The sequence below is a fragment of the Streptomyces sp. CB01201 genome, assembly GCF_002803085.1.
Classification (GTDB): domain Bacteria; phylum Actinomycetota; class Actinomycetes; order Streptomycetales; family Streptomycetaceae; genus Streptomyces; species Streptomyces hundungensis.
This window is the reverse complement of sequence record NZ_NNBJ01000001.1, coordinates 1,055,622-1,064,680: the sequence shown is the minus strand read 5'-3', so window position 1 is coordinate 1,064,680 and position 9,059 is coordinate 1,055,622. Positions and strand designations below refer to the sequence as shown.

General features: G+C 70.2%; 7 protein-coding genes. 5 read left to right on the top strand and 2 right to left on the bottom strand.

What is annotated here, in order from left to right; all coding sequences use genetic code 11:
* Positions 1–83: 83 nt before the first annotated feature.
* Together CG740_RS04815 and CG740_RS04810 are read left to right on the top strand one after the other, a co-directional pair.
* On the top strand, positions 84–959 hold the full coding sequence (locus CG740_RS04815) for an acyl-CoA thioester hydrolase/BAAT C-terminal domain-containing protein (RefSeq protein ID WP_100573568.1): 876 nt from the start codon (positions 84–86) through the stop codon (positions 957–959).
* Between the two features lie 154 nt (positions 960–1,113).
* Entirely contained in the window at positions 1,114–1,851 is a 738-nt protein-coding gene (locus tag CG740_RS04810; protein ID WP_234376045.1) for an NAD(P)H-binding protein, read from the top strand.
* A 236-nt stretch (positions 1,852–2,087) separates the two neighbouring features.
* Here the strand turns inward: CG740_RS04810 and CG740_RS04805 are convergent, their stop codons facing one another.
* Together CG740_RS04805 and CG740_RS04800 are read right to left on the bottom strand one after the other, a co-directional pair.
* Positions 2,088–2,582, bottom strand: a complete 495-nt coding sequence (locus CG740_RS04805) for a hypothetical protein (protein ID WP_234376044.1) — start codon at positions 2,580–2,582, stop codon at positions 2,088–2,090.
* A gap of 249 nt (positions 2,583–2,831) precedes the next feature.
* Positions 2,832–3,785, bottom strand: coding sequence for an FG-GAP repeat domain-containing protein (locus tag CG740_RS04800; RefSeq protein ID WP_100573567.1), 954 nt, complete (start codon positions 3,783–3,785; stop codon positions 2,832–2,834).
* 348 nt (positions 3,786–4,133) lie between these two features.
* Between CG740_RS04800 and CG740_RS40755 the strand changes: the two genes are divergently transcribed.
* The 3 genes from CG740_RS40755 (at position 4,134) to CG740_RS04785 (ending at position 8,998) form a co-directional block, all read left to right on the top strand.
* Entirely contained in the window at positions 4,134–4,730 is a 597-nt protein-coding gene (locus CG740_RS40755; protein ID WP_234376043.1) for a hypothetical protein, read from the top strand.
* 249 nt (positions 4,731–4,979) lie between these two features.
* Positions 4,980–5,966 carry a deaminase domain-containing protein gene (locus CG740_RS04790; protein WP_100573566.1) on the top strand — a complete coding sequence of 329 codons (987 nt, stop codon included), beginning with the start codon at positions 4,980–4,982 and terminating at the stop codon, positions 5,964–5,966.
* Between the two features lie 236 nt (positions 5,967–6,202).
* Entirely contained in the window at positions 6,203–8,998 is a 2,796-nt protein-coding gene (locus CG740_RS04785) for a M4 family metallopeptidase (protein ID WP_442802798.1), read from the top strand.
* Positions 8,999–9,059: the final 61 nt, after the last annotated feature.

Sequence of the window (9,059 nt, the reverse complement as noted above, 5' to 3'; positions counted from 1 at the left end):
AAGCAGGCTTCACTTCGCCGACAGTTCTGTCTCTCCATTCGTGATCGGAGAGACAGAACCTAGTTCGTCCGCCAGGAGCGCGCATGGGCATCGTGGACACCGCCGAGTACCAGCTGACCGAACCGTGGGAGGGGCTTCTCGTCGCTCCTGCGCGAGGCAGCGACGTGGGAGTGCTCGTACTGGCCGGCTCCAGTGGGCGGATGGAACGTGAGCGCGCGCGTCTCCTCGCCCGGCAGGGAGTTGTCGCCCTGACGATCAGGTGGTTCGGCGGTCCCGGGCAGGCCCCTGGAATTTGCGAAGTCCCTCTGGAGACCTTCACAGCCGCCGTCGACGTCCTCCAACGGGAGGGGGCGCGGCGCATCACCATTCTGGGCGCCTCCAAGGGCGCCGAGGCCGCCCTGCTCACCGCGGTGCACGATCCGCGAGTGGATGCGGTCGTCGCGTTGTCGCCCACTTCACGGGTCTGGTGCAACGTCGGTCCGGGGCGCGACGGCGAGCGATACCCGTACCGCTCCTCCTGGACGTGGCAGGAGCGGGCACTGCCTTTCGTACCGATGGATGACGCGTGGCCCTTCCCCGAGCCGCCGGTCGCCGTCCGGAGTTGGTACGAACTCAGCGAACGCACCTTCTCCCACCGCCTTCCGGCAGCGGAGATTCCGGTGGAGGCGGCCCGGGCCGATCTCATCCTGGTCGCGGGTGGCGACGACGCGATGTGGCCGTCTCTGCCCTCCGCCGAACAACTCGCGCGCCGCCGGCGCTCGACCGGAGCCGCCGTGCGCCTGATCGCACGCCACGATGCCGGCCATCGGCCCCGCCTGCCGGGCGAACACCCTGCCTCCGCGTCCCCCCGCTTCCGGTACGGAGGTACGCCTGAAGCCGACGCACTGCTCGGCGAGGCCGCATGGCCCCACATCCTCGACGCGATCGGCGGCGGGGGTCCTCTCGTACGGACCGGGTGAGGACCCGGCAACTCGCCGGGACCTGGGCGCAGGTCCGCTACCGCGGTGCGACGACATCGAGGGCCCGCACAGGGTGGAACGCGCTCCCCCGTCTTCTGGTCACCATGACTTCGCCCCGCTGGGGCGCGATGTGCGGCTGGGCCGCGGAATGCCGTTGGCGATCGAGCTGTTGGGCCGTTACGACCCGGGGAAGACTGCGACCGCCTCGACGCCCGAGACGAAGGGAGCTTTCACGATGGATGTATTCATCATGGGGATCACCGGCAAGATCGGGGGGCTGCTCGCCCAGGAGCTTCTCTCCAGGGGAGACGGCGTTCAAGGACTTGTACGCCGCGACGAGCAGCGCGCCGACCTCGCCGCGCGCGGCGTCAAGGCGACGGTCGGGGATCTCGCCGACCTGTCCGTGGAAGCTCTGGCGGCGGCCTTCGGCGACGTCGACGCCATCGTGTTCGCTGCGGGGTCCAACGGCGGCAGCATGGAGACGACCAAAGCCATCGACGGCGATGGTGTCACGAAAACGATCGAGGCAAGCCGCCGTGCGGGGGTCGATCGTCTTGCACTGGTTTCGGTACTCCCGGAGTCCTGGCGGGAGCGGGACCTCGGCGACGAGGTCGAGTACTACTTCGCCGTGAAGAAGCAGGCGGACATCGCGCTCAGCCGTAGTGATCTGGATTGGCTCATTCTGCGCCCATCACTGCTTGTCGACGACCCCGGAACGGGCACGGTGTCACTCGGCCCGGCCGAGTTCCACGGTCAGGTGGCTCGCGCCGATGTCGCTGGAGCTCTCGCCGAGTTGCTGCACGAACCCCTCATCGGCCGGCAGATTCTTGAACTCAACGCAGGGCCCACTCCGATCCGAGACGCAGTGAAGGCCAACGTGCGCCGACGTTAGGCCTTGCAGCGTCCGCGTGGTGTGCCCGGCGAAAAGTGGTGTGCACGGCGAAAACGGGCCTGGGAGCAGCCGGATCGGAGAGCGGCGCAGGCACCCCTCGATCGGGAGGTGCCTGCGCTGCTGTGTGGCGAGCACTGCCCGCGGTCGTGCGCACCATCGGACCGACTGCTGCCTCAGAGCGGGTGCTACGTCAGGGCGCATGCCGCGTCACAGCAAGTGCTGCGTCGCGATCGACGTCAGGAACGGATGGTGAGCCACGCCCCGAGACCGCTGCATCCGCGCGCGTCATACGTGGTGCTGCGGTACCCCGCCGGGATCGGCGAGTACGGGCAGGTCCAGATGCCGTTGCGCACCAACTGGTGGTACCAGCCGCCCACTCCGCTACAGCCGTTGCGGTCGTAGTTGGTGATGACGTAGCCCGACACGACCGGTGACCCCGAGCAGGTCCATATCCCGTCACGGACGGGCTGCTGCAACCACGCGCCCGCGCCGTTGCAGCCGCTGCTGTTGAACATCGTGATGACGTATCCGGGCGGAACGGCCACCCCGGGGCAGGTCCATCCCCCCACTGCGGCAGTCCGGGTGCCGCTCTCCACCGCGCCGGCCGTACCGGCCCCCACGCCCGTGAAGACCGCCGCGAGCAACGCCACTGCTCCCATCACCGCCGCGGTCCTGCCGCGGAACGCCGCCGCGACGGAACGCTTCCATCTGTGCCCGACCTGGCCCTTCACCGCACGCCACTCCTATCGGTTCGCTCAGTCGACTCCAGCCGGCACCGTCCTTGGACGGCGGCGGCCACCCACCCGTCATCCGATCCAGGCGTCGAAGGCCGAACCTAGACCCCCGCACCCGCGTGCCGCCCCGGGCCGTGCGACCCGTGATCCGAATCCAGCCACCGCCGAGCCGCAGTGCCCCCACTCCAGGGGGCACTGCGGCTCAGTGGCTCTGCCGGGGTGGGCGCGGAGGCGACCACGGTCCGATCAGAGCAGGTTGTAGATGTTGTAGCCCCAGCCGATCTTGACACGCGCGTCGAACGGGTCACCGCTGCGCCCGTTGCCGAAGTAGCGGTACAGATCGCCGTTCTTGGCGCGGGCCACGAGGTCCGCGCGGCCGTCACGGTTGAGGTCGCCGACCGACAGGATGCGGTCGTACGCGTTCCAGCCGGCACCGATCTTGGTGCGCGGCTTGAACGGGGCGTTGTAGTTGCCGGTTCCGGTGTAGAGCCACAGCACACCCGCCTTGTCGGCGGCGACGATGTCGGACTTGCCGTCCCCGTTCAGGTCGCCCTGGCCGGCGATCTCGGTGTACGCGTCCCAGCCACCACCGATCTTGATGCGGGGAGCGACTCGGCCGTCGGGGTAGCCGAGGTAGAGCCACAGCACGCCGGCCTTGTCGCGGGCGATCATGTCGGCCTCACCGGCGCCGGCCAGGTTCCCGGGAGAGAGGACCTTGTCGTAGATCTGCCAGCCCCCGCCGATGGTCTTGGTGTCCACTTCGAACTCCGAGACGTGGTAGGTGTAAGTCAGCCGGCCTTCCTTTTCGATGTGCCAAGTGCTCTCGCTGTAGCCGTCCTTGTCGTTGTCGACAGGGGCCTGGAACGCGGCGAAGTCGAAGTTGACGCCGACGTCGTACCGGGAATCGAAGCCTCCCTGACCGTCCGGGAAGTACAGGTACAGGTTCCCGGTCCGCTTGTCGACGGCCGACATCGAGAAGGTGGGCGTCGCCACCTGGCCGGGGGCGGCGGCACGCGGGGCAGCAAGCCGTGCGGGGCCGTGGGTGCGGTGCTGGGCCTGGGCCTCGGCCTGAGCGCGCTGCGCCTTGGCGTCGGTCGGGTTCCCGGCGGCGACGGCGGTGCTTGCGGCGGTGGCCATCACCGCGGTGATGGCGGTGGCCGCGAGCGCGCGCTGGTACGCGCGGCGCTTGATGAACTTCATGAACTAGCCCCCCGGCTGGTCGTAGAGGATGGCGCGATTGGTATGGACCGCGACATATTTGCTCGAACGATACATCGATCCTTCACAGCTCTCTCACAGGGGGTCTGGTCAGGCGGACGCAGTCGAGCAAGGCATCCACGCGGCGGCGAGCGGCCTCCGCGTTCCCTCGCTGTCGCTTCGGTGCGGCTCACGATCCGGAGCCCCGGCAACGACTCGACTCGACTCCACCGGCTTGTCGCAAGTGCGCGGCGGAGCTGCAAATCAGCCTGGAGGAGCCGGTGTTGGAGCCGGGAGACGAACGGCAGGGGTGCCCGCGGCACCCGCCGGGCCATGCGTGAAAATCGAGGCATGACGACACGAGGGAAGATGAGTGCGCGCCTCGGCATACTGCCGTTGTCGGCCGTCCTACTGCTGCTGGGGACAGCGTGTGGCACCCAGCGTGCGGGCGATGCCGCCGGCCCGAACCCGGACGCGCGTGCCACGCCGACCGGGGTGACTCAGCCCAGCGCCCCGGTGGACTCCCCCTGCCCCGGTGAGAGTGCCAAGCCGTCCGTTCCCTCGGCGACCGCCTCGGCCTCCTCGACCGTGCCGCCGACGGATCACTACGCCGAGAACCACGGATTCCGGGTGCCGATCCCGCTCCACGGCCAGAGTCGCTGTGACGGCCTTGCCGTCGTGTCGCGCGTGACGAAAGCACTCGAACCGCTGCGCCGGCGAGGGGACTTCGTCCCGGACCACGCCCATGACGCCCTCACCGGGCTCGGCTACTCCGCCGCCAAGGTGCAGGCGTACGAGGACGGCCCGACGGGCGTGGGGTTCCTGATCGACCTCGGGGCTTCTCCCTGGTGCGTGGAGGGCACGATGAGCCGCGACGCCACGAAGGCGGACGCCTTCGCGGGCTATCCCGACGGGAGCGCCTGCCAACCGCCGAAGGGGGGCCACTGACGACAGCCGAGCCCGTCCGCCCACGGCTTCCTCTGCACCGGGCCCGGCTTGAGAAAGGACATGTGCGCTGAGGGCGTGCGACTGGGCGTTCTTGTGCACCAATCTCCCCCGCTCCGGCCGGGGTTGGCCGGTCCCCTGGAGGGGAAGTCACCTGAGGCCGCCCGCCGGGGCCCGTCCAGCGCTCCGCGCGCCCGGGCGCCGGGGGCGACCGCCCGGTACATCCTGTGACGGAGTGGGGGAGCTCAGCACATGACAACCGCCGCATTCACGAACAAGGCGACCCTGACGTATTCGATCGCCTTCATCGGCTATCCCGATCTCGAAGGAGAGTTCCAGAGCGTCTCGCACCAGGCGCCGCGCGGGGACAACTACTACAACGACATCCCCGAGCCCGCCGACTGGACCGGCGCCCTCAAGGGCCGCCAGCACAGCAAGGACGCCGAACGCCAAGTGGTGAACCTTCTCGCCGACGAGATCTACCACCACCTGGGCTGTACCAGCACAGCCGACTACACGGCACGCATCGGAGCGGTCCGCAAGGGCACGCTGGACCTGTACTCCGACATGGGGCCGTGCCACTCCTGCCGCTCGGTGATCAAGGACTTCCGCAGGGACTACCCGACCCTGACCCTCCGGGTGCGCTACCGCAACGCCGTACGCGGCGGCAGGTCGGCGGCCCTGATCGAGGCGGGTGGCGGCCTGTACGGGGCCTACGGCATAGGCGACGCCACGCAGGGCGGCGACGAGTTGTGGGCGAAGACCTACCCGGGGAGCCCGGTGGCCGCGGCCACCGGCAACTTCGAGGTCAAGTTCGCCGGGGGGAAGTCGGGCAAGCGCTACATCGGCACGACGACCGCGATCGACCAACAGCCGCACTCCTCCTACCTCTACCCGGCGCCGAAGTCGGGATCCGCTCCGCTCGACGAGGTGACCGCCGTCCTGGACGGGATCGCCCTGGACCTCAGCACCCAGATGGTGCCCGAGCCCGTCATGCGCCCGCAGGCCTTCCGACAGTGGCTGTCGGGCATCGAGCGGGGCACCGTCCGGCTGGACTGCGAACGCGGACCCGTCAAGGACGGCCGGGTCGCGGTCGCGGCGTTCGCCAAGGACTTCCCCAAGGTCGCCATCGAGGTGGCCTACCCCGGTGCCGCGGCCCAGGCCGACGGCTGCGGCTACACCGACGCCACCGCCCAGGACGACGGGACCTGGCTGAAGTCCTTCCCCGCCTCCTCCTAGCTGCCTCTTCGGGGTCTCGCCCCGACTCCCCCGTGGCCGCGCGGCCGGAACTCGTCCGTGCGGCCCCTGCCCCATTGATGCCTCGGCGCATCGCAGGTTCCATGAGCACAGCCCGGCGGCGCCGTGCCGCCGACAGGACGTGCCAGGGGGTTGGGGAGAGGATGCCGCGTTCAAGAACGCGCTCGACCAGAGCGAGAGCACATACCAACGGAAGATCCCGCAGAGCGAGTGCGGCGGTGCTGATCAGCGCCGCCGCACTCGTCGTCTCGGTCGCTCCGGCCACAGCCGCCCAGGCCGCTTCGCCGCCCGGCCCCGCGGATGTGGTCCCGGGGCAGCACACGGCGACGCCCGGCATGGTGCAGGGCATCCGTGAGCAGGCGCCGGACAAGGGAAGCGCGGCCGAGGCGGCCCGCGCCTACCTCGCGGGAAAGCAGAGCCGGTACGGGATCGCCTCCCCGGCGCGGGACTTGGACCCGGTGGGCACCGTGACCGGCGGGGGCGGACAGGAGACCGTGCGCTTCCAGCAGAAGCATCAGGGCGTGCCGGTGCTCGGCGGCCAGTACCTCGTTCGCATGGAGAAGAAGGACGGACGACGGGTCGTCACGGGCACCTCGGGTCAGTACTTCACCGGGCTGCGGACCGGTACGACAGCTGCCATCAGTGACGAACTGGCCGCCGAGCGCGCGGTCGACGCAGTCCTTACGGATCTGCGCGCGAAGAAGTTCACCCCGCGCCCGGGCAGCGAGGAGAGTGAGCCGCAGCTCACCGGCACGGCCCGCGGGCTGGTGGTCCTGCCGGCCGGGGGCGGGGTGCTCGCCCGGCACATCACCGTACGGGGCAAGGATCCGGCGAGCGCCGAACCGGTGGCGCGCGAGGTGTACATCGACGCGCAGGCCGGATATCCGGTCCTCCAGTACAGCGGGATCCAGACGTTCGGCGCGCCCGTCACGCCGGCGGGGACAGCCCCGGCGGCACAAGCCGCCTCCGTCCCCATACCCGCGGCCCGGCCCGCCTCCTCCCCCGCGTCCGGAGTCGCGGGCACCGGCGTCCGGCTCGACGGAAAGCCCGTCGAACTCCAGGTGGACCGCGACGAGACGCGCAACTCCTATGTACTGCGGGACCGTTCGCGGCTCCAGGGCGACAACGTCCTCGCCACCTGGGACGCACGTGGCAAGTGGGCCAGTGACCTGGTCGGCACCTGGCCGGAGGACATCCTGGAAGTGGCCTCCCCGACAACGGCGTTCGGCACCGAGGCGACCGACTCCGGCGCGGTGGACGCCCACTGGGCCGCGGGCCAGGTCCACGACTACTTCAAGACCAACTTCGGCCGGGACAGCCTGGACGGGCACGGCATGACCGTCAACTCCCTGGTGGGCGTTACCGATTACGGGCAGCCGTACGTCAACGCCTTCTGGGACGGCCAGAAGATGGTGTACGGCACCGGTGACGCCGAATACCGGCCGCTGTCCGCGGGGCTCGACGTGGTCGGCCACGAGATGACCCACGGCGTCATCGAGCACTCCGCGGGCCTCGTCTACGCCGGCCAGTCCGGGGCCATGAACGAGGCCATCGCCGACTACTTCGGCAACGCCATCGAGAACAGCGTCTACGGCATCCCGACCGACAGCCCGGACTCCGGCCTCCTCGGCGAACGGCTCTGCCGGACCAAGACCCCGCGCGCCTGCGCCCTGCGCGACATGGGGGACGGGCGGACCACCGCCAAGTCGTTCCTCGGCGTGGGCTTCGGCACCGACAACGGCGGCGTCCACCTCAACTCGACCATCTTCTCGGGCGCGTTGTGGAACATACGGCAGGACCTCGGCGCGGCCGTGGCCGATCGTGTCGTCTACAAGGCCCTCACCGAGTACCTCACCCCGATCGACGGCTTCACGCAGGGCCGGGCCGCGGTGCTCGCCGCGGCGAAGGACCTCAAGGTTCCGGCGAGCGGCCTCAAGGCCGTGCAGCGGGCCTTCAACGCCCATGGAATCGCGCCCGGTTGGGAACTGGCCCTCGGCGTGGACTCGGACCGACTCCTCGACCGGGTCAACACGAGCAACTCGCGGGTCGGCGCGGGCGGCGGCTGGTGGACGGCGTCCACGTCCAACGAGGCGGGCTCGGAGCCGTACTCGGTGTGGGCCGGACGGGCCGACGGCAAGGGCCAGTTGAAACTGATGAGCCCCAACGACGGCCGCTACCACGTGAATCCGGCCACCGACGGAAAGACCGTGGTGTGGCAGGCGTACGGGGCGAACGGGGTGGACATCCTGGCCCGGCCGCTCGCGGGCGGCCCGGTGCGCACCCTGTGGCACACCAGCGGGAGCGTGGGCGCCTCGACGGCCGTGGACGGTGACACCGTCGCGTTCCCCTACTACAACTACGGCGGCCGGCCCGGCATCGCCTATCTGAGCCTGAAGGACCCGGCGAACGTGGTCCAGCTCGGCGGGGGCACCTACCACCGGGCGTACTTCCCGTCGGTGAGCCACGGCAAGGTCGTCTACCAGGACATGCAACGGGTCGCCGGCAGACCCGTCACCTACCAGTACACGACCCGTGTCGTGGATGTCCCGGCCGGTACGGACACGGTGGTGCAGGAGGCACCCGCCAACGCGAGCCTCGGCCCGACGGCCGTCAACGGCACCCACGTCTACTGGCTGACCGACGAGAAGGACGGCGACGGCAGCACGGCACTGCGCCGGTCCGGACTCGACGGGTCGGGCGTGGTCGACCTCAGCCCGGAGGGCGGCCCGGACGCGTTGAACGCGTACGACCTCACCGTGTCCGAGGACGCGGTGACGGTCGGAGCCCGGACGTACGACCCGGAGTACCGCAATGAGTCGCTCGCCAAGCTGTGGCAGTTCTCGGCGACCGCGTCGCCCTCGGACGAGGGCGCGCGCAAGGGCCGGGTCTCGTGCAACCGCGGCGACCAGCTCTCGGCCGCCGCGGCGGCCGGCGGCCAGGTGGTCTGGATCGACGCGACCACCGGCATCAGTCAGGTGGTGACCCGCACGCGGCCCACCGGACGCTGCGCCTGACGCGTCACACGTGCCCTGCGGCCCCGCTCCCCCACCGGACCGGGGCCGCAGGGCCACCTTC

Coding starts and splice junctions, on each gene's coding strand:
- CG740_RS04815 (WP_100573568.1), top strand. CDS start 84: ATGGGCATCGTGGACACCGCCGAGTACCAGCTGACCGAACCGTGGGAG.
- CG740_RS04800 (WP_100573567.1), bottom strand. CDS start 3,785: ATGAAGTTCATCAAGCGCCGCGCGTACCAGCGCGCGCTCGCGGCCACC.
- CG740_RS40755 (WP_234376043.1), top strand. CDS start 4,134: ATGACGACACGAGGGAAGATGAGTGCGCGCCTCGGCATACTGCCGTTG.
- CG740_RS04790 (WP_100573566.1), top strand. CDS start 4,980: ATGACAACCGCCGCATTCACGAACAAGGCGACCCTGACGTATTCGATC.